Origin of the sequence: Pseudomonas sp. DWP3-1-3b3, from assembly GCF_049896305.1 — a bacterium.
Classification (GTDB): domain Bacteria; phylum Pseudomonadota; class Gammaproteobacteria; order Pseudomonadales; family Pseudomonadaceae; genus Aquipseudomonas; species Aquipseudomonas azotoformans_A.
The window spans coordinates 40,994-61,698 of sequence record NZ_JAFCUA010000015.1; the positions used below are offsets into that span (position 1 = coordinate 40,994).

General features: G+C 55.8%; 16 protein-coding genes and 1 pseudogene. 10 read left to right on the forward strand and 7 right to left on the reverse strand.

The annotated features are described in order from the left end of the window. Nucleotides 1-65: 65 nt before the first annotated feature. On the forward strand, nt 66-920 hold the full coding sequence (locus tag ACP7BX_RS28815) for a TIR domain-containing protein (protein WP_426131476.1): 855 nt from the start codon (nt 66-68) through the stop codon (nt 918-920). A gap of 130 nt (nt 921-1,050) precedes the next feature. Here ACP7BX_RS28815 and ACP7BX_RS28820 read toward each other — a convergent pair whose 3' ends face one another. Next, a complete protein-coding gene (locus ACP7BX_RS28820; protein WP_426131478.1) occupies nt 1,051-5,550 on the reverse strand; it encodes an ATP-binding protein in 4,500 nt (1,499 codons plus the stop codon). Nucleotides 5,551-5,752: 202 nt separating this feature from the next. Beyond that, nucleotides 5,753-6,673 (reverse strand): DUF808 domain-containing protein, encoded by a 921-nt coding sequence (locus ACP7BX_RS28825; RefSeq protein WP_426131480.1) that lies wholly within the window; start codon nt 6,671-6,673, stop codon nt 5,753-5,755. A 352-nt stretch (nt 6,674-7,025) separates the two neighbouring features. Between ACP7BX_RS28825 and ACP7BX_RS28830 the strand changes: the two genes are divergently transcribed. Both ACP7BX_RS28830 and ACP7BX_RS28835 read left to right on the forward strand, forming a co-directional pair. Beyond that, nucleotides 7,026-8,942, forward strand: coding sequence for an ATP-dependent nuclease (locus ACP7BX_RS28830; RefSeq protein ID WP_426131482.1), 1,917 nt, complete (start codon nt 7,026-7,028; stop codon nt 8,940-8,942). After that, entirely contained in the window at nt 8,939-10,615 is a 1,677-nt protein-coding gene (locus ACP7BX_RS28835) for a UvrD-helicase domain-containing protein (protein WP_426131484.1), read from the forward strand. The genes ACP7BX_RS28830 and ACP7BX_RS28835 overlap by 4 nt, the downstream gene beginning before the upstream one ends. A gap of 281 nt (nt 10,616-10,896) precedes the next feature. Here the strand turns inward: ACP7BX_RS28835 and ACP7BX_RS28840 are convergent. Then, nucleotides 10,897-11,220 (reverse strand): annotated as a pseudogene (locus ACP7BX_RS28840) (calcium:proton antiporter); the annotation flags it as partial. A gap of 194 nt (nt 11,221-11,414) precedes the next feature. Between ACP7BX_RS28840 and ACP7BX_RS28845 the strand changes: the two are divergent. Continuing rightward, nucleotides 11,415-12,368 carry an adenosine deaminase gene (locus ACP7BX_RS28845; RefSeq protein WP_012722045.1) on the forward strand — a complete coding sequence of 318 codons (954 nt, stop codon included), beginning with the start codon at nt 11,415-11,417 and terminating at the stop codon, nt 12,366-12,368. A gap of 23 nt (nt 12,369-12,391) precedes the next feature. On the opposite strand, the gene ACP7BX_RS28850 is transcribed toward ACP7BX_RS28845, so the two are convergent. Together ACP7BX_RS28850 and ACP7BX_RS28855 are read right to left on the reverse strand one after the other, a co-directional pair. Next, nucleotides 12,392-13,081, reverse strand: coding sequence for an ArsR/SmtB family transcription factor (locus ACP7BX_RS28850; RefSeq protein ID WP_033897307.1), 690 nt, complete (start codon nt 13,079-13,081; stop codon nt 12,392-12,394). A 137-nt stretch (nt 13,082-13,218) separates the two neighbouring features. Beyond that, entirely contained in the window at nt 13,219-14,145 is a 927-nt protein-coding gene (locus tag ACP7BX_RS28855; RefSeq protein ID WP_314531724.1) for a LysR family transcriptional regulator, read from the reverse strand. 118 nt (nt 14,146-14,263) lie between these two features. On the opposite strand from ACP7BX_RS28855, the gene ACP7BX_RS28860 reads away from it, so the two are divergent. The 3 genes from ACP7BX_RS28860 to ACP7BX_RS28870 all read left to right on the forward strand — a co-directional run bounded on the left by ACP7BX_RS28860 (nt 14,264) and on the right by ACP7BX_RS28870 (nt 15,921). Continuing rightward, entirely contained in the window at nt 14,264-14,557 is a 294-nt protein-coding gene (locus tag ACP7BX_RS28860; protein WP_016977041.1) for a putative quinol monooxygenase, read from the forward strand. 22 nt (nt 14,558-14,579) lie between these two features. After that, nucleotides 14,580-15,593, forward strand: coding sequence for a zinc-binding alcohol dehydrogenase family protein (locus ACP7BX_RS28865; protein ID WP_426131487.1), 1,014 nt, complete (start codon nt 14,580-14,582; stop codon nt 15,591-15,593). Between the two features lie 145 nt (nt 15,594-15,738). Then, complete coding sequence (locus ACP7BX_RS28870) at nt 15,739-15,921, forward strand: hypothetical protein (protein ID WP_010213424.1); 183 nt, start codon at nt 15,739-15,741, stop codon at nt 15,919-15,921. Nucleotides 15,922-15,929: 8 nt separating this feature from the next. On the opposite strand, the gene ACP7BX_RS28875 is transcribed toward ACP7BX_RS28870, so the two are convergent. Then, the gene (locus tag ACP7BX_RS28875; protein ID WP_426131489.1) at nt 15,930-17,123 is read right to left on the reverse strand and encodes a Bcr/CflA family multidrug efflux MFS transporter; all 1,194 of its coding nucleotides are present in this window, start codon (nt 17,121-17,123) and stop codon (nt 15,930-15,932) included. A gap of 85 nt (nt 17,124-17,208) precedes the next feature. Beyond that, a complete protein-coding gene (locus tag ACP7BX_RS28880; protein ID WP_177051418.1) occupies nt 17,209-17,406 on the reverse strand; it encodes a heavy-metal-associated domain-containing protein in 198 nt (65 codons plus the stop codon). 147 nt (nt 17,407-17,553) lie between these two features. Between ACP7BX_RS28880 and ACP7BX_RS28885 the strand changes: the two genes are divergently transcribed. The 3 genes from ACP7BX_RS28885 to cueR all read left to right on the forward strand — a co-directional run bounded on the left by ACP7BX_RS28885 (nt 17,554) and on the right by cueR (nt 20,600). After that, the gene (locus ACP7BX_RS28885; protein ID WP_426131491.1) at nt 17,554-17,934 is read left to right on the forward strand and encodes a hypothetical protein; all 381 of its coding nucleotides are present in this window, start codon (nt 17,554-17,556) and stop codon (nt 17,932-17,934) included. 66 nt (nt 17,935-18,000) lie between these two features. Then, entirely contained in the window at nt 18,001-20,202 is a 2,202-nt protein-coding gene (locus ACP7BX_RS28890) for a heavy metal translocating P-type ATPase (RefSeq protein WP_426131493.1), read from the forward strand. Continuing rightward, nucleotides 20,199-20,600: a Cu(I)-responsive transcriptional regulator gene (gene cueR, locus ACP7BX_RS28895; protein ID WP_314531744.1), complete on the forward strand. Its 402-nt coding sequence runs from the start codon at nt 20,199-20,201 to the stop codon at nt 20,598-20,600. Before ACP7BX_RS28890 ends, cueR begins: the two co-directional genes overlap by 4 nt. Nucleotides 20,601-20,705 lie beyond the last annotated feature (105 nt).

The following is a 20,705-nucleotide window of genomic DNA, read 5'->3' on the forward strand; positions in this document are numbered from 1 at the left end:
GTTCGGTAGACCTGCTTGACCAGACACGGAAACCGGCGCGCTGCGCCATTGTTAGGGCTTGCAAAATGAGTTTGGAGTTTCTAAACAATAACTATGAGCGTGTCAGCTACCTGCTGAACCTTCTCACGACTCGCGCAACAGGAAAGCCCGCAAGCGATAGTGAGTTTCAGCAACTGCGTTTCGTGCTCCTGAGCGATTCGGCGGTCGCAGCTCTCCTGCCATCGTGGCTAAAGACGCATAGCAGTCTCGACTCTTTCTGGAACTTCATCCAACCAAAGTTCAAAAGCTATGCCGACAGACGAGACTTCCTGTCTGCTGAGTTCACACCACTGCTAGATGCCTTAGAGTCTCCAGATGCTGTGGTCTTGCCGGCCACCAGCCCGATTCCTGCGCCGAGAGCTGCGAGCATCTTTCCTAGTGGGGCCAGTCATTCCGGGCGTGCGAGTACGAACAGCCCACCTGCCACAGTTCCTAGAAACAAGCGAAATGTGTTCATCGTCCACGGTCGAGACAACGAGGCGAAGCAGGAAGTAAGTCGGTTCATCGAATCGTTGGGGCTGAAGGCCATTGTGCTGCATGAGCAGGCTAGTGGCGGTAAGACTATCATCGAAAAGATTGAGCACTATGCAAATGACGCCGACTTCGCGCTGGTGTTGTACACGCCATGCGACCTAGGGCGCGGTGTAAGCGAAAGCAACCAATCGCCTAGGAATCGAGCGCGTCAAAATGTGGTGTTTGAGCACGGATACCTTATGGGGCATCTTGGGCGGGAGAACGTTTGCGCTCTCAAGAAGGGTGATATCGAGACACCTAACGACATAAGCGGAGTGGTGTACGTCGATCTGGATGCCGCCGGAGCTTGGAAAGCCGAAGTGGTCAGAGAGCTTCGGAGCTGCGGCTACAAGATCAGCCAGTGGTAGTTGCAGGGCGCCTTCGCGCCCTAGTGCACATCAGTCTAGTGTCCTAGGCTCACAGTTACGTCCGGACTTGATGCGTCCATTTGGGTGCGTGTCTGCAGCGCTATCTGAACTCTCGATGTGATCTAATTAACTAAACCTTTGCTGGCACATGCTGCTTTGAATCTCCCCTAGCCCAATCATCGCTCCAATGAGTCATCTGTGGTTTGCCGTGCTCGTACCACACCACACCCTCTGAGCGTCGTCGGGATGCATTTTCGTTTTCACCGCCCGGCCATGCGCTCCTATCCGTGATAAATATCCATACGCAGGCGAGCCCATCTTCCTTCAGGAATGCCTGGAAAAGTTGCTGGTCAATGAACGCGTGCGAACCATCACCTGAGCTTCTACCGCAAACGAAGCGCGTCTCCCCTGTTTGATCTACATAGATTGCCGGATCTTCAGGGTCTGGCTTTAGGTTGAGCCTCTGGGCGAGCCACGGCGCTGGTATCAAAGCTTGGGCGCCTTCGGGCATTGAGACATCCAAGTGTTGCTCCCAGTAGTGACGGAAGCAGGGATAGGCGACCTCTATCTCACCCAATTCGTAAAATTCGTATATTGACCACTGCTCTTGTGCCCATGTCGAGCGCCATGGCGCTTCTCTGAGATAACCATCGTTAGTGAAGTCACGGGCAGTCCAAGAATCTACGTCCAATTTTTGCTTTGTCCGGATGTAATCAAGAAGTTGCTGTTCGTCTTCCTTTCTCACGACTACCGGTAACAGGAAGCGCCACTGTGATTGCCTGGAGCCATGCTCCCGACCTTGCTTCTCTTCGTATCGCTCGGTTACTGAGCGATGTTCGTGCAGGACTACCCACGTCCCACCGGTTAAATCTTCACGGCCAACTAGGTTCGTTATGCCGGCTGAAGGTTCCTCTTCAAAAGGCCATTTCCCCACATCCGCTTCGAGAGTCTCTCGAATTGATATCTCAAATTTCTCAACCGACGGGTATTGCCTTTGGGGGCGACTGCGCCCGTCAGCAAGCAAAATGGTTGGATCGATTTCTCGATGAGTGCCGATGTCCAAAGGGTAGGCATACCGACGCGATCCCTGCTCAGTCCTTTCTGATAGCCATCTGTTGTCGGCTAGGCTGCAGAGAAGCTCATCGAGAGCAAGCCATTGGTATTTTTTCCCTATGCGCTCAACTAATGGCCGATCCCGACTGTAGTCATGCCGAAGGCTGCGATCATGTGGAAACAGCTTTTTCGTCCAGCCAAAGCTATAGGCTCGTTTAGCGACCCAGCGCTTCGCCGAATTTATGTCGATATGAGGAAGCTGCTCACGAACATTTCTAGACGACTTGAAGCGTTTTTTATATTCTTTTTTATATCTAGTCCGCTCTTCAGAGTTTAAAAACTCCAGAAGCAGGCTTTCAGCCATCTTGAAGTTTTTTGAGCTTTCTTCAACGTCTTGCTCAGAAAGACCGAGCCTGAGATCTCTGAAGGGATTAGGGCTAAAATCATGCATCAATTTTAGAACGCGAGTCCTCAGCTCGCAGTGGTTAATGACCTCATCCTCAAACCTGTCATAAATTTCGGTAGCGCTAAGTGGCTCAGGTGAAACCAGTGGTACGTTCAAAAATGAGCTGACCCTAGGTTGGATTTGATAACTCGCGAAATCGCCTCCCCAGCCCGTGCAAGAATCCAAAATCTGCGAGTCCCCGGCCTGCTTAGCGACCTTTTCAAGGGCCTCTTCGGATACGGAAAGCCTGATGCTTTTGGAGTGATAAGGCGGCATCGCCTTCACGATATCAACCTGTTCAGGCAGGTGATCATTTAGCAACGCTAGCTCAATAATGCCTAATGCACTGTCTCTGAGTATGATCGACAGCGGTACAGCCTCTCTGTCAAAAACCGATGTATTTGCGATCTCCGAATAGGCGTGTAGTCGATGCTGGTCTGGATCGATGCAGCATGCGCCATAGGCCGCTGTGTGCAGGCGTTCAAGGACGTAGAGATCATCAACTCCGGAAAAGTCTGTGCAGAGCATCCCATACAAGCTGGGGTTCCAAATCATGAGCGACGTTAGCGCCTTGGTAGCTTTGTCTCGCAGTTCCCGGTTGGAGCTTGTGAAAAACCAAGTCAGGGTTATTGCGCAGAGATACTGAATCCCTGGGTCTGTTTGTTGACTCTGCTCAAAGGCACTCCACTCAATCAATCGCTGGGCAGTATTTTCCTCGTCCATGGGCAGGCTGTTAAGCTGAATAGTCCATGAAGCATCACGTTTGGCCATGCTCTGAGCAGCTAGCCGGCAGTGCAGGGATTTCGCATTCCATGGGTGGTCAGCGCTTGCACTCACCTGGAGGATAATGTCGAAATGCTCTTCGCTTTCAGATAGAAAAAAATTGAAGAGCTCAAGTGTACGGTTGCTGAAGGATTCGTTGGCTCGCCACCGGAGACTCTCGATAAATGCACTGCGAACAGAGTGCTCATTTGCCCAGCGATCTACGCCACCAGGCATGACGTCAAGAAGCTCCTTTTGGAAACGTTCAGGTAGTTGTACGGAGAGCGCTTCCGTCAGTCCGGCCCACTTACCGTGAAGCCGTTTACCATTGTGAATGAATTGAAGTGAACCGCTTTTCAACGCTTCAGCTGGATCTTCAACTTCGCCCAAAAGCCCCGAAGCCATCAAGTAATCTTGTAACCTTTGGAAGCTGAAGCGAACAATGTCCTCTGGTGCATCGAACGGATCAGCATCCCGACTCTTCGGGTCTGGATCCATCCGAAACAACCCATTTCGCTGAAGTATCTCAAACCAGGTTGTTCCTGATGGAGCTGGAAAAGCGTGAAATTTTTCAGCGACGATTCGTATGGCATCGGAGTGCTGAACATAGTCACGTTGTTTCGCCGCCATCTCTGTAGCAATTATAGAAAGTGCCTGATTGGTAGGTTTGACAAGATCATCACTACCATCTCTGCCTGCGCCTAGGTTTCGAGCAATACTCTTAAGATAAAACGAAAAGACTTGTTTCGTACCTGTTAAACCTCTGGGAAACCATTTTTGACTCTCTCTCTCGAGTGCAGTACAGGCACTTCGCAGGAATAACGGATTGACGAATTCGGCAGCTAACCAAGGAGTGTTGGGTTGGGAAATCCCTCTTTTTCCAAGATACATGCGTGCGGCGCGGGTTTGCTCGTCATTGGTCACGAATCCGCGAACCTGAAAGGATGGAATTTTTTCGTTGAGAGTCGCAGGTATTACGTACGAGGTATATTCTGTCCTGCAACTGAACACGACTAGCAGGTTGTTATGCTTTTCTATCCTTCCGATAAACTCCGCAAGCTCCTTACGCCAAAGAGTTATACCTGACCCCTCATTCAAAGCATCGATCAAAATCAAACCGCGCTTGCCCGTAACCTCAGCAGCAGCACTCAAGGCTTGAAGGAAGGCGTCAGGATCAATATCGCCAAGGCCCAGCCGGTTAGTGACTTGGCTCCAGACACTCTCACTGTTCAAGTGTTGGCCCAATATCAGGATGGCGACCCTGCCGTCTAATATGGCCTGCTGAGCAATACTGCCGAGTAAGTGAGATTTTCCGGTGCCGGCTTTTCCGATGAGAAAGAAGCTACGACTAAGCGCTGCAGAGAAGTATCTATCTTGAAGAGATGATCTGAATGCGTACGATGCGTTACTAAGTTCGCTTAAGCGATGTTGTAAGTATTCTAAAGAGTGATCGCTGGAATTTTTTCCCTTGCGTCTCTCTTCCTTAGCTTTCCAAGTAAGGTTTTCAAGGGAGTGGACGTCGTCCGAGATTTCTTCAATATACTTAAGACACTCTGCCAGCGGCCAAGTTGTCCAAGCATCAGATGTGAGTTTCTGTCTCAGGTCGCTAAGCGTTTTGACCCGGAATGTAACGCGTTCTATCAGAGCAGTGCTACCGCTTCCTAGCACGCTCTCTACATCGTTCATCTTGGCCAGCGCAGAGAGTTTGTCGATCTTGCCCTGAAGTTCCGAAATGATGCTCTGATCTCGTAAAATTATCTGAAATAACTTTTCAATACCGACTTCAACATGATCTTCAGGATGATATCTTTCATCGAGGGATTCAACTGCCCATTCGACCTTTTCTGACAACCATTTCGGTGAAAACTCAACGTCCCCGAACCAATACCTTTTTAATCCTTCGGCATTTGAGAGCGACAGTCGGGCAGTCAGGTCTGAAGCTGTCCAGGGAATAAATTCGACTTTATGGCCCAAAGGAAGATAAGACGTCCATGTTGCCTTATGAGCTTCCCAATGTTCCCAGCCTCTTTTCCCGCTAGCTTGTTTGCCGCTCCTATCAGTCAGATCGCAGGCTAAAGCCACAACATATTTGGTTAACGATGGATGTGACTGAAGGGCGCGTTTAACGGAGTCGTCAATATTGGCCCAATCAATGTCACCTGCTTTTAGATAGTATTTTGCTTGGTATCCAATTTCGCTCCCGTCGCTGAGCAACCAGTAAGCCTCGATACCCCCATCGCCCCCGGCACCTTCTATTCGCCTAAATTCAGCGTCAGCGGCTGGTGGTTCACGCCGTGCAAGCTGGCAAACGAGTTCTTCAAAGGCGAGGCGCTGTCCTGAATCCATGCCTCTAATACGCTTGTAATCCATGATGTATCCGTGACGAAAGCTGGCAGCCGTGATGGCAGAATGCCTATAGTGTACCGTCTTCCGAGCAGCCAGAACTGTTCGTTGCGCTATCGCATCATGAAGGACAGGGATGCTTACCAAGAGGGCGACAATGCTTGCCCCATACGTAAAAAAAGCTGTAGGAAACTCCCCGGATACGAAGCAAGTGCTCAGCTCAAGTTGTCTACGTTGATGCTCTACCAGAAATAGCCGCAATACCCTTGACGATAAGCATCGCAACTATCCCTACGAGCGCACCTACTAGGCAGTGAATACCTAGATTTGCGACGGAGCCCCACGCCCCTACCCCTTCCACCAGTCCCTCAGCAAAGTGCCGTATTGGCTCAATGCCTTCCGTGATAAACGCCCCGCCGACCAGAAACATCGCAAGAGTCCCAATCCAGGACAATGCTTTCATAAGCTTTGGTGCAGCCGACAGCAACCATCCCCCAACAGTCCTCACCAGAGAACCCCATGTGCCGGTAGCTTTAGACTTCTGGAGAACAATGCCGGCATCATCCAAGCGGACGATCCCCGCTACCAATCCGTAAACACCCACTGTCATGACCACCGCGATCAGCGCTAACGTCAAAATCTGTTGGAGCATCGGGGCATCAGTAACGATATTTAGGGTGATGACAATGATCTCGGCGCTCAGAATGAAGTCCGTTCGAACAGCCCCTGTAATCTTCCGCTTTTCATAAGCTGCAAGCTCTTCAGGCGTCTTAGGCTTCGTTTTCTTTGGCTGCCCTGTGTCATCGTCTCGACCAGCCGTGAGCTTGTCCTTGATAGCCTCAAAGCCCTCATAACAGAGATATGCTCCCCCTATCATGAGCAGCCAGTGAACCGCAGCAGGCAGCAGTGCGTTCAGCACCAATGCACAAGGCACCAGGATTGCTTTATTTCTCAACGACCCCTTGAAAACAGCCCAAACCACCGGTAGCTCTCGGTCTGCTTTCATGCCGGTAACCTGCTCAGCATTCACAGCAAGGTCGTCGCTCAGGACGCTAGCCGATTTCTTTGCAGCGACTTTACTCATGAGCGAGATGTCGTCTAGCAGCGTGGCGATGTCATCCAATAACGCGAACAAGCTACTGCCGGCCATTTAAGGCTCCTTACGTTGATTTATTCTGTTCCCCCGAGCACCTCACGCATACCCACGCTAATGCCCCGCGTACACTCCTTCTGTAGGCTCAGTATTACCCTGTCGTCATCGGGTTACGGTGAGCACCTTTCTAGACAATGGACACACCATGCCGTTCATCAATAGCTAGGCGATCTGCAACAGAGCCTTCAAGACCGCACCAAATAATCTTTACTGAATGCTGGCCTACTAACATCTTTTAGATCAAACCGCCTATTCTAAGTCAGCGATATCCGAGCCGTTCGGCTGTCGGCGACGCGAACCGAGTCAGCAGACGCGGTACGTACACATCCTGGACGATGGGCGGTGAGCAATGAAGCTGCAGAGTATTCGGCTATGTAATTTTCAATCCTTCGGCAATGAGCCTACGGTAATCACATTCGAGGATGTCACCTACCTTATCGGCCCTAATGGCTCTGGAAAGACAGCAGTCCTGCAAGCGCTCTGCAGGTTGTTTGCCTTTGATCCAAGCCTCCGTCGAATCAAGCGATCCGACTTCCATGTGCCTGCTGATGAGGATTTGTTACCTGAGGAGCGCAGTCTGTGGCTGGAAGCGGATTTCGAATTCCCAGAGCTTCTAGAGGACGAGGACAACGCTACCGTGGCCCCGCACTTCGCTCATATGCGATTGGACACAGCCGAAGGTATCCCGCGCGCTAGATATCGATTGAGCGCAACGATGGGGATTGATGGGGACATTGAAGAGAACCTAGTTTATGTCCTTGATGTTGATAAAGACGCCAACCCATTGTCGACCGCAGTAGTCACTCGAGTGCATCGCAATACAATTCAAATGCATTACCTCCCCGCCAGACGAGACCCTGCCGACCACATAACCTATGGCGCTAATGCCCTGCTTGGACGCTTGCTACGAGCCGTCAATTGGGAAGATGACCGCGAACGGATCAAAGGACTCACTGACGAAATCAGCGAATGCTTGTCAGGAAACCAATCGGTAAGTGCATTCAGTGAAAGCTTGAATGTGATGTGGAAGCGACTTCACAGGGGCACCTTTTTCACCGACCCCAAGCTCACTTTCGTCACATCCGAAATTGAGTCGCTTCTCAGACATATGTCAGTGTCGTTCTCACCAGGGCACGACGAAAATCTTGTCGACTTCTCTCGCCTCAGCGATGGACAGAAGTCAATGCTATACCTATCACTGGTCTTGTCCTCTCACGCTATCGGGCGTGCAGTCCTAACTGGTAAGAACGTTTCTTTCGACGCTGACAAACTGAAGCCACCGTCATTTACGCTGATCGCAGTGGAGGAGCCAGAAAACAGCCTTTCACCTCATTACCTCGGGCGCATCGTTAACGCCCTCAATAGCTCAATTGGAGGGGCTGACTCTCAGGCAATCATCGCCACGCATGCTCCATCCATGCTTCGCCGCGTGGATCCTGAGAACATCCGCTATCTACGCCTTGCTGCGAACCGCGCAACCAAGGTTACCTGTATAGCCCTACCCGACAAGGAAGATGAAGCTCATAAATTTGTCCGAGAGGCTGTACAGGCCTTTCCGGAAGTCTATTTTTCCAGGCTGGTGGTACTGGGCGAGGGAGACAGCGAGGAAATTGTCCTTCCGAGAATTCTTCAGGCGAAAGGTGCGCCTGTTGATGAGTCGGCGGTGACAATCGCTCCACTGGGGGGGCGCCACGTTAATCATTTCTGGCGGCTGTTGGCGGCATTAGAAACGCCTTATGTGACCCTGTTGGATCTGGACGTAGCGCGGTATCAAGGTGGATGGGGGCGAATTAGCAACGTCAATAATCAGCTAGCTAAGTTTTCTCCAACAAAAATACTTCCTGATCATTGGAACATTGTTAAATGGAACGAAGAGCCTCCGATTCGAACTCATCACATGTTCAAGGGCTTAGATTTGTTCGTCGAACTGGAAAGCCGCAATGTCTTCTTCTCCGAGCCGATGGATTTAGACTTTGCAATGATTAGCGCTTATCCAGACGCGTACGCTGTTGATCGAAATGCCCCTGACGAGTCAACTCTTAAAGCGGTTCTCGGGAAAAGCCACCACAATGCGGCACAGTACACCCCGGCCGAGCAGCAATTGTTTGGCACCTACCACTCCAAGTTCAAATTAGGCAGCAAGCCGGCAGCACACATCTCTGCCCTTGCAAAGCTGACTGATGAAGACCTGCTAAAAAGTCTTCCCCCATCGCTAGATCGTTTGGCCGACGCAATTATCGCGGCGCTCGAGGACATCCCAGAATGATTAGCGCGGACGCATGGACAGTCGCAGATGGTTTGACCATGGAGAAAAATGCACTTCTCGCCGTGAAGGAACTCGCAAAGTCACTCGCGCTCACCGCCGGCCCCGGCGCTGGTAAAACGGAGGTTCTGGCGCAGCGCGCGGACTTTTTGCTACGCACAGGGAACTGTCGATATCCTAAGCGAATACTCGCGATATCTTTCAAGGTCGATGCCAGCAAAAACCTCAAGGAGCGGATTCGTCGCAGATGCGGCCTTGACCTGTCTGCGCGCTTCGACAGCTACACGTTTCATGGCTTTGCCAAGCGCATTATCGACAGGTTTAGGCCGGTACTTACAGGAAAGGATTCTCTAGAACCCAACTACTCTGTAGGCAACGAACAAATACTAGGAAAGCAGATTACGTTCGCGCAGCTTATACCACTCGCCACGAAAATTTTGAGCTCCTCAAAGACTGCAAGGAATGCAATTTGTCAGACTTATTCCGATATATTCCTTGATGAGTTTCAGGACTGCACCACTGAGCAGTACACACTTCTAAAGCTCGTATTCATGAATAAGCCGATTCGTCTAACCGCAGTGGGTGATACCAAACAGAAGATCATGGGGTGGGCAGGGGCATTGGATGGCATATTCATAGATTACGCAAAAGACTTCGACGCTAGGCCACTCAATCTGTACCGTAACTTCCGATCCAAGCCTCGCCTGTTGCGTATGCAGAACGAAATCATACGAACGCTTGACCCTGCTGCTGTTATGGCCGACGACCTGATAATCGGGAACGACGGCGAGCTCTTCGCCCGAAACTACGACACCAGTCACAGTGAAGCGGTCGAACTGGCCACGCTCATCAAACAGTGGATAGATGTAGAGAAAATCCCCCTCCACGAAATAGCGATTCTGTTTCCAAGGCAGATTGACCTATACGGCGCTCCTCTCATGGAAGAGTTGGCAACCAGAGGAATTCCTTATCGCAACGAGCATGAGTCTCAGGACTTGGTTAATGAGCCCGTCGCTCGTCTAATAATTGACTATCTGTCATGCCTGTACCGAGAACGAGAGCCAAAGGCGTGGATTAGCTTGATGGAGCAATTGGTTTCGTTTAATGACGAAGAGGGTGAGTCAGAGCTTCAAAGAAGCTTCGAGCGGCTATATCTCACTCATCTCAAGGAGGTCAAAAAGTCTTCACGATCTGGCACGCCTTACAAAGGGTGGTGGGATTTAACCATGACGTTCCTGAAGAATGTCGGGCTGCCTGTGCTGGCCACCCTTTCTTCTGACTACGAAGCAAAAGCCAGGTTGAACGAGGTTATCAAGAACACACGACAGCAAATTGAGAAGTTGCTCGAGAAAGAACCGGATTTGCTCAAAGCACTTGATCTGTTCTCCAACGATCAAGCAGTCCGATTTCTGACGATTCATAAAAGTAAGGGATTGGAATTTCACTCTGTAATCATGATCGGCGTAGAAACACAGACATTTTGGGGCAAAGTCCAAGAGGAGCGTTGCGGCTTCTTTGTGGGTGTTTCACGTGCCAAGGAGCGGTTGATGATCACGACATGTGACTTACGCCATCGACCGGCCTCAAACCCTCCAAGGTGGAGTGAGCATCGCACTCCTCATGCTGAGTTCGTCACATACGTAACGCCATTTCTTTCCGCCCAGCCAAATGCCTGACAGGTAGCCCGTGTCGCTGATCTTGTATGAACTCGCGGCAAGGATGCTCCCCACTCAGTAAGTCATCCTTAGACCTCAAGCAGAGTCACAAACACGGGCTCAGGAAATTTCCCGGCTTCCGGGGTATGCCATAGATAGAGGTGTGTCAGGGAGGACAAGGCAAGAGCACTCCCCAATCAAATACACATCTTAAGCTTCTCTATCCAGAGCAGGAGCAGGAGCAGGAGCAGGAGCAGGTCAAAGCCTAAGGGCTTTGACACCAAAGCGGAGTGTGTCTAGAAAATGACCGCGGAATAAATGGTATCCCGTACCAAGGTGGGCGACGGCTCGTTGCTCATCATGATCGCCAGGATCACCACTTCCACCAGCACGGCGGCCAGGGTGAGGATCATGGTGCCGTAGGGGTCACCGACTTTTTCCGCGAGTTGCTCGGCATGGTGCGCCACGCGCATCGACGCCACCACGATAAAGCCGATCAGCACCACGCCGGCCAGCAACGCCGTGATCTGCCCGTTGTGCAGCATCCAGTGCTCCAACGGGTAGGCGGCGATGGCGGCAATCAGCGCCAGCAGCATGAATTTTTCTTGCTTGAGGGATGTGAGCATTCCGGGCCTTTTAGTGCGGCAAATCAGTCATTGATGGGGTACAGACTGCGTCACGCCGCTAACGTTTCGTTACACCTTAGTTCACGCGGCCCTTGCGCGAGTGCAACGAAAACAATCCTGCTGGTCAGGTTTTGCCAATTATTTCGGCCATGGCCTGTAGAATGCCGCCATTGCACCTGATGAGAATTTAGAAAATGTACGATTGGCTCAACGCCCTGCCCAAGGCTGAACTGCACCTGCACCTGGAAGGCTCGCTGGAGCCTGAGCTGCTGTTCGCCCTGGCCGAGCGCAACAAGATTGCACTGCCGTGGAATGACGTCGAAACCCTGCGCAAGGCCTACGCCTTCAACAACCTGCAAGAGTTTCTCGACCTGTATTACAAGGGTGCCGACGTGCTGCGCACTTCCCAGGATTTCTACGACCTGACCTGGGCCTACCTGCTGCGCTGCAAAGAGCAGAACGTGATCCACACCGAACCCTTCTTCGACCCGCAGACCCACACCGACCGTGGCATCCCGTTCGAAGTGGTGCTCAACGGCATCGCCGCCGCGCTGAAAGATGGCGAACAGCAACTAGGCATCACCAGCGGCTTGATCCTCAGCTTCCTGCGCCATCTGAGCGAAGCCGAAGCCGAGAAAACCCTGGACCAGGCCTTGCCGTTCCGTGACGCATTCGTGGCCGTGGGCCTGGACAGCTCGGAAATGGGGCACCCACCGAGCAAGTTCCAGCGCGTGTTCGACCGTGCCCGCCACGAAGGCTTCCTTACCGTGGCCCACGCCGGCGAAGAAGGCCCGCCCGAGTACATTTGGGAAGCCATCGACCTGCTGAAAATCCAGCGTATCGACCATGGCGTGCGCGCCATCGAAGACGAGCGTCTGATGCAGCGCATCATCGACGAGCAGATCCCGCTGACCGTGTGCCCACTGTCCAACACCAAGCTGTGCGTGTTCGACGACATGGCCCAGCACAACATCCTCGACATGCTGGAGCGTGGCGTGAAGGTGACAGTGAACTCCGATGACCCGGCCTACTTCGGCGGTTATGTCACCGAGAACTTCCACGCGCTGTACACCTCGCTGGGCATGACCCAGGACCAGGCCAAACGCCTGGCGCAGAACAGCCTGGATGCGCGCCTCGTAAAGCCATGACTGAGTAAAAGCGATTGGCTATGTCACACAGACATGGCCAATCGGGTGATTTCCCTGTGCCCTACGGCGTTGACCCGTAACGCGTGAGACTCATTGATCACAGTGATCCAATTCGACTGCAGAAACAGTTGCAACAACCCCGCCCCCAGCGCACCACCCAGATGAGGTTGGTGCTGGCTCCAGTCGAAACAATTGCATACCAGCGGCGACGCCAGGGCTTGGGTAAAAATACCCAGGCCTGCCAGGCGCTGCGCGCCCTTGACCGTGATATCGGTGCGGTGCTCATGACGTTCGATCCAATCCGCTTCCAGCAGGTGCTGATACAACTGCGCGCCCAATTCCCCGCCGAGGTGACCGTGGCACAGGCGGGCATGGCGTAACAATGCGGGAGCCACCAGGGCCGGAGGCAGAGCATCCGGCGCGCAGCGTGCGGCGCAGGCCATGGTGGTCCTGGCCAAGGCATCGATGGCGGCGCTGACATCAGGCGCCGCGACACGGAACAAGCGCTTGCCACGCCGGGCTTCCACCCGCAATACACCACTGGCCGTCATTCGCGCCAAATGCGCGTTGGCGGAGGTCGGTGACAAGCCGGCAAGCGTCGCCAACTCGACGGGCGACTTGGCCGAGCCATCCATCAAGGCCCACAGCATGGCAGTACGTTTGGGCTCGGCGAGCAAGCTGGCGATCTGACTGATGCAAGGTGCAGCTTCCATCTTTTCACTCCCTGTCGATTTATTTTTCTGCTGAGGTTGGCACCAAAGTATAGGGGCGCAAACCGCCGGTTCCATGGCGTCTGACAGCGTAGATAGGGACAGGATCTGAGTGAAATTTCCTGCTTTGATGGAGTCCTTTACATGGTGCCGGATCGCTCTGGCAACTGGCCGGTCAATGTCGCACAACGGGACACGAGCATTTCCCGCAACAAGTTAATGGGTTTGCTCAGTTGCGCCCGATGGGCACACAACAGATTGAGCGGCGTACGCTCGCCCCGCAACTCCGGCAGGATCAGGCGCAAACGTCCTGCCAGCACATCGGTACTCACATCCAGCCAGGACTTGTAGGCAATGCCCACGCCCGCCACCGCCCAGCGCCGCACCACATCGGCATCGTCACTGAAGCGGTCACCGGTGACGGTCAGGCTGATTTCACGTTTACCGTCGTGAAAGCTCCAGTGGTCGTGGACCCGGCTGCCGAGCATATACAGCAGGCAATTGTGCTGGGCCAGTTGCTCCAGGTGCCGAGGCTCGCCATGACGTGCGAGGTAGCTGGGAGACGCACACAGCACACGCACATTGTCCGGGGCGATGGGTAGCGCAATCAGGCTGGAGTCTTCAGGCTCACCATAGCGCAAGGCGATATCCACCGGCTGGCGGAACAGATCGGCGATCCGGTCGCCCAGCAACAGCCGCACGGTGAGTTGCGGGTAGTCACGCTGGAATTCATCCAACCACGGCAACAGCTGATTGCGCCCGAAATCCGACGGGGCCGACAACTGCAGCACACCACTGACATGGTCCTGCCCGCTGGCCAATAAGCGTCGCCCTTCATCCAGCGAGCTTAAGGCCGCACGGGCATACTCCAGGAAGCCCTCGCCTTCGGCGGTCAGGCGCAGGCTGCGAGTGGAACGCGCCAGCAAGCGTGTGCCCAGTTGCTGTTCGATGCGCTTGAGCGCCGCACTCGCCACCGCAGGCGACAGGTCCATTACCCTGGCTGCTGCGGACAAGCTGCCCAGGTCTGCCGCACGCACAAACAACTGCAAATCATCAAAACGCAGCATGCTCTTCCGCTCATTATCAAAATTTTGTTGAAACAGACTGCAGTTTTAGCGGGTTTTATCTGCGCGGGAAATAGCCAATCATCTGTGCATCCCGTTCATCACGTGTCTGGAGTTGAATATGTCCACCGCCTTTAACGTCATTGCCACGCTGATCGCCAAACCCGGCCAACAGGCCACCCTGGAAACCTTGCTGCGCGGCCTGTTGGAGCCCACGCGCCTGGAAGCCGGTTGCGAGCAGTACGACCTGCACCAGGACCTGCAACACCCCGAAACCTTCTACATGCTCGAACGCTGGAGCGACGACGCGGCGCTGGCCGACCACGACCAGAGCGCACACATCCAGAGCTTTCGCGCCAAGGCCGCGGATGTGCTCGAACACTTCGAGCTCAAGCGCCTGAAATTCCTCGCCTGATCCCCCCTTTTCTGGAGCCATCATGAAAGCCATTGCCTACTACGCCTCACTGCCGATCAACGATCCAAACGCCCTGCAAGACATCGAACTGCCCGCGCCTGTCGCCGGCCCGCGTGACTTGCTGGTGGAAGTCAAAGCCATCTCGGTCAACCCGGTAGACACCAAGGTGCGCCAGAACGTCGCCCCGGAAAATGGCGCCGCCAAGGTACTGGGCTGGGACGTGGCCGGTGTGGTCAAGGCCGTCGGCAGCGACGTGACGCTGTTCAAGGCCGGTGACAAGGTGTTCTACGCCGGCTCCCTGGTGCGTCCAGGCGGCAACAGCGAATTGCACACCGTGGATGAGCGCATCGTCGGGCATATGCCGAAAAGCCTGGGTTTTGCCGACGCCGCCGCGTTGCCGCTGACCGCCATCACCGCCTGGGAATTGTTGTTCGAACGCCTGCAAGTGCAGGAAGGTACACAAGACGAAGGCCAGAGCCTGCTGATCGTCGGTGCCGCCGGGGGCGTGGGGTCGATCCTGACTCAACTGGCCAGCCAGCTCACCGCCTTGAAAGTCATCGGCACCGCCTCGCGTCCGGAAACCCAAGCGTGGACCAAAGCCCTCGGCGCCGACCTGGTGATCGACCACAGCCAACCGCTGAGCGAAGCGCTGAAAGCTGCCGGCCACCCGCAAGTGACCCACGTCGCCAGCCTGACCCAGACCGATCATCATCTGGACCAACTGGTGGAAGCCCTGCAACCCCAGGGCAAGCTGGCGCTGATCGACGATCCCAAGGCGCTGGACGTCAGCAAACTCAAGCGCAAGAGCCTGTCGCTGCATTGGGAGTTCATGTACACGCGCTCGATGTTCGAGACCCCGGACATGATCGAACAGCACAACCTGCTCAATCGCGTGGCTGAACTGATCGACGCCGGCACCCTGAAAACCACGGTGGGTGAGCACTTCGGTGTGATCAATGCGGCAAACCTGCGCCGTGCCCACGCGCTGCTGGAAAGTGGCAAGGCCAAGGGCAAGATCGTGCTGGAAGGCTTCTAAAAAATAGCTGTCAGGGTCGTCCATTATTCATGTGGGTAATGGACGACACCGCTAGTCAGAGAGTTGACCTTTGTCATCTTTGTGAGCGTATTCGGGTTTATATTGGCCGCCTTTGCCACGATTCTTTTACGTGAGGAAGTCAGCAATGAAAATCCTGATAAAAGCGTTAGCAAAATCCGCAGGCAATAAATGGCAGGTCCGTCTCGACCAGGACGCCTTCACCTTCCGCACCGAGGCCGAGGCCCGTGCCTTTGCGGACACCCTGCAAGCCCGTATCCAGGCCCCTCACCGTTTTCCGAACAGCCAGCAACGCTCCGCCGCTGGCTGATCCGCTGCTCAGACCTGCGCCTGCAAGGCCCGTTTGCGTTGCAGGCGCTGGGTCGACATCGCAATCGTCACCGCCAACACACCGCACAGGCTGATAACCATCGCCATCGGCATCGCCGTGCCGTCGTGCAAAACCCCGACCAACGACGCCGCCCCCGCCGCCACGCCAAATTGAATGCAACCGAGCAACGCCGAAGCGCTACCCGCCCGTGCACCCTGCCCGCTCATGGCACAGGCCGAGGTATTCGGCAAAATACAGCCCAGGCTGGCGATGCAAATAAACAGCGGCACCAGCAATGGCCACAACGCGTCAGTGCGCAGCGCCGCGATACCCAGCAAGCTCAACGCGGCCAGCAGATACACCCACACACTGCGCGACAACAGGAACGCCGGGCCACGCTTGGACAGCAACCGCGCATTGACCTGCGCCACCAGGATAAAGCCTGCAGCGTTGGAGCCGAACAGCCAGCCGTAATGCTCGGCAGGCACGCCATAGAGCTGAATAAATACGAAAGGTGAACCGGCGATGTAGGCAAACATCCCGGCAATCGAGATACCACCGGTAAGGGCATAGCCGAGGTAAACCCGGTCCGACAACAGCGACGCATAACGACGCAGCGATCCAGACAACGGCTGGCGCGGCTGATGGGCCGGGAAGGTTTCCGGCAGCCCGACGGCCACGGCGATGGCCGCCATCACGCTGAAGATCGACAGCGCGAGGAAAATCGACTGCCAGCCCCATATGCCCACCATCAAACCACCGGCCAGTGGTGCGAGGATCGGCGCCAGGCCGGTGACCAGCATCAACTGGGAAAACGCCTTGGCCGAGCCGACCGCGTCGCATTTGTCGCTGACCACTGCGCGGGAAATCACCATGCCGGCGCAGCCGCCGAGGGCTTGCACGAAACGCGCAGCGATCAACCACTCCAGGGTCGGCGCAAAGGCGCAGGCAAATGAAGCCAGGGTAAACAGCGTGACACCACTGAGCAGCGGGCCGCGTCGCCCAAAGCGGTCAGCCAATGGGCCGTAGATCAATTGGCCGATGGCCAGGCCAGCGAAATACACCGCCAGGGTCAGCTGGATGTGTTTTTCATCGGTCGCGAAAGCCTTGGCCATGGCCGGGAAGCCGGGCAGGTAAAAGTCGATCGCCAACGGCGCGAAGGCGCTCAAGGCACCCAGAATCAGGATTATGCGAAGGTTCATCGGGCACCCAAGTGAGACGGCAGCCCGATAGTCTAGCCGCGCTTGGGTGCATTGAACACGATAGCTCGCTAACTATTTATTCGCGTCAGGCAAGCTTGGCGCTGTAACCCTCTTCAGTGATCGCCGCGATCACTTGTTCGGCAGACAGGCGGCTTTCGACGCCCACTTCCTTGGCCGCCAGGTCGACCTTCACGCTGGCCGCCGGGTCCTGGCTCTGCACGGCCTGGGTCACCGCTCGAACGCAATGGCCGCAGGTCATTCCTTCAACGCTGAATACTTGCATGACATGACTCCTTTGATGAGGTTGGACCCAGTCTCGACCTTGCCACGATGGCAAGGTCAAGTTCTGAAAACTTCTGCCGGGCTGGTATTTGGCCGCTTCTAAGGCCAAGCTTCACCCATCTTTGATTCACACCACGGAGCATTCGCCATGCGCTGGTCATTTTTTGCCCTTGCGGGCCTGATGAGCTTGTCGGCCGCCGTGCCTCAGGCCTTCGCCGCAGAAGACTATGCGGTGCTGATCATTTCCCGGGAACGCCTGGAAGTGCCGACCAACTGCGAGATCGGCCTGTACCTGAATGACCAACTCGCGGGCCGGCTGTTCCAGGAACAGGCTACATCGTTCAACTTACCGGCGGGAAATCTATCGTTGCGCCTGAAGCTGCTGCCGGGCCAATCCCCTGGCTGCCTGCCGGGGATGCTGGCGCCACCGGCGCAGAACATCACGCTCAAGGTCGGTGACGTGCGCAAATTGCGCATTGCCCAGGGCCCGGATGGGATGTACCTCAAAGCCGCCAAACTGGAATACTGAAGGCGCTTGACCTTCCCCACAGGTCAAGGTTGATCCTAGGGGCAACTTCTCTTGGAGGACTGCCCCATGAATGGATCCACCACCTTTGACCTGCCCATCAGCGGCATGACCTGCGCCAGCTGTGCCGGCCGGGTCGAGCGTGCGCTGGGCAAGGTGCCGGGGGTGCAACGCGTCAGCGTCAACCTGGCCAATGAGCGCGCCCATATCGAAGTACTCGGCCAGATGGACCCCGGCGTGTTGATCGCCGCCGTCGATAAAGCCGGCTATACCGCCACCCTGCCCCAGAGCGAAACCGCCACCGACACGGATCAAGCCCAGCGCCTGCACCGCGAGCGTTGGTCGCTGCTGCTGGCGATCCTGCTGGCATTGCCGCTGGTGCTGCCGATGCTGGTGGAACCGTTCGGCCTGCATTGGATGCTGCCCGCCTGGGTGCAGTTCGCCCTGGCCACCCCCGTACAATTCATCTTTGGCGCACGCTTTTATATCGCCGCCTGGAAAGCCGTGCGTGCCGGTGCTGGCAATATGGACCTGCTGGTGGCGATCGGCACCAGCGCCGGTTACGGCCTGAGTATTTATGAATGGCTCACGGCGCACCCTGGCATGGCGCCGCACCTGTACTTCGAAGCCTCGGCGGTAGTGATCGCCCTGGTGCTGCTCGGTAAATACCTGGAGAGCCGCGCCAAGCGCCAGACCGCCAGCGCTATCCGCGCCCTGGAAGCCTTGCGTCCAGAGCGGGCGACTCGGGTGATTGAAGGCCGTGAAGAAGATGTCGCCATCAATGCCCTGAAACTCAATGACCTGGTGCTGGTAAAACCCGGCGAACGCTTCCCGGTGGACGGTGAAGTCGTCGTGGGCCAAAGCCATGCCGACGAAGCCCTGATCAGTGGCGAGAGCCTGCCCGTACCGAAACAACCCGGCGATCAGGTGACCGGTGGCGCCATTAATGGCGAAGGCCGCCTGCTGGTACGCACCCTGGCCCTCGGCGCTGAAAGCGTACTGGCGCGGATCATCCGCCTGGTGGAAGACGCCCAGGCCGCCAAGGCACCGATCCAGAAACTGGTGGATAAAGTCAGCCAGGTATTCGTTCCGGCCGTGCTGGTGCTGGCGTTGGTGACCTTGGTGGGCTGGTGGCTGTATGGCGCGCCCCTGGAGACCGCGATCATCAATGCCGTCGCCGTGTTGGTGATCGCCTGCCCTTGCGCCCTGGGTCTGGCCACGCCGACCGCCATCATGGCCGGTACAGGCGTTGCCGCGCGCCACGGCATTTTGATCAAGGACGCAGAAGCCCTGGAACGCGCCCATGAAGTGAGCGCGGTGGTTTTCGACAAGACCGGCACCCTCACCTCCGGCGCGCCAAAAATTGCGCACCTGGCGGCCGTGGATGGCAATGAGGCCTTGCTGCTGCAGCAAGCCGGCGCGTTGCAACGGGGCAGTGAACACCCGCTGGCCAAAGCCGTGCTGGATGCCTGTGATGAAAAAGGGCTGAAGGTGGCTGACGTAACGGCGAGCCAATCCCTGACCGGACGCGGCATCGCCGGCACGCTGGAGGGTCTGCAACTGGCCCTGGGCAATCGTCGCCTGCTGGAAGAAAGCGGCTTGAACGCAGGCGAGTTGGCCGAATCAGCCAAGGCTTGGGAGGCCGAAGGCCGCACCTTGTCCTGGCTGATCGAGCAAGGCCCACAACCCCGTGTGCTTGGGCTGTTCGCCTTTGGCGACACGCTCAAACCCGGCGCGTTGGAAGCGGTGGAGCAACTCAAGGCTCAGCACATCAGCAGCCATTTGCTCACCGGTGATAATCGCGGCAGTGCCCGCGTGGTGGCCGAGGCGTTGGGTATCGACGACGTGCACGCCGAAGTACTGCCCGCCGACAAAGCCGCAACCGTTACCGAGTTGAAAAAAACCGGCGTGGTGGCCATGGTCGGTGACGGCATCAACGACGCCCCGGCCCTGGCCGCCGCTGATATCGGCATCGCCATGGGCGGCGGCACCGACGTGGCGATGCACGCCGCCGGCATCACCCTGATGCGCGGCGATCCGCGCCTGGTGCCGGCCGCTCTGGAGATCAGCCGCAAGACCTACGCCAAGATCCGCCAGAACCTGTTCTGGGCCTTTGTGTATAACCTGATCGGCATTCCCCTGGCGGCATTCGGCCTGCTCAACCCGGTGTTGGCCGGCGCGGCGATGGCCTTGTCCAGCGTCAGCGTGGTGAGTAATGCGTTACTGTTGAAGACGTGGAAGCCCAAGAACCTGGAGGATCAGCGCCCATGAACATCGGCCAAGCCGCACGCCAGAGCGGGTTGAGTGCCAAGATGATTCGCTACTACGAATCCATCGGCCTGCTCAAAGCCGCGCATCGTACCGACAGTGGCTATCGCGTATACGGGCAGGATGACTTGCACACCCTGGCGTTTATCAAGCGTTCGCGGGACCTGGGATTTTCACTGGAGGAAGTCGGCAAGCTGCTGACTCTGTGGCAGGACCGGCAACGGGCCAGCGCCGACGTAAAAGCCTTGGCGCGCCAGCATATCGATGAGCTGAACCAGAAGATTCTGGAGTTGGGGCAACTGCGCGATACCTTGCAGGACCTGGTAGAGCACTGCCAAGGCGATCATCGGCCGGATTGCCCGATCCTCAAGGAGTTGGCGTCGGGCGGTTGTTGCGCCTGATGGAATCTATCTGAATACATGCAAAACCACATGTGGGAGCGGGCTTGCTCGCGAAGGCGGTGGATCAGTCAGCTCATGCACCGACTGACACTCCGCTTTCGCGAG